The organism is Parachitinimonas caeni (genome assembly GCF_030129945.1).
In the GTDB taxonomy this organism is placed as follows: Bacteria; Pseudomonadota; Gammaproteobacteria; order Burkholderiales; family Chitinimonadaceae; genus Parachitinimonas; species Parachitinimonas caeni.
Map to the genome: position 1 here is coordinate 1 of NZ_JARRAF010000245.1, position 298 is coordinate 298.

Annotated in this window: 1 protein-coding gene; it reads right to left on the reverse strand. The window is 55.7% G+C overall.

Annotated elements, in window-relative coordinates; genetic code table 11:
• A partial coding sequence (locus PZA18_RS24525) for an IS6 family transposase (protein WP_284103499.1) occupies positions 1-298 on the reverse strand: 298 nt, incomplete at both ends.

Sequence of the window (298 nt, forward strand, 5' to 3'; positions counted from 1 at the left end):
GCATGACGGTTCCTTCGGCTTTGCACCAGAATATCCAGGACCTTGCCCTCCTGATCGACAGCCCGCCATAGGTAATGGCGCTGGCCATTCATGGAAAGGTAGACCTCATCCAGATGCCATTTATCCCCTCGCCTGGGGCGGCTAAGGCGTAAGTTGTTGGCGTAGGTCTGACCGAATTTCAGGCACCATTGCCGGATCGTCTCGTTACTGACGAGCACGCCCCGTGAGGCCAGTAATTCCTCAATATCACGGAAGCTGAGGTTGAATCGATGGTAGAGCCAGACCGCATGGCCGATGA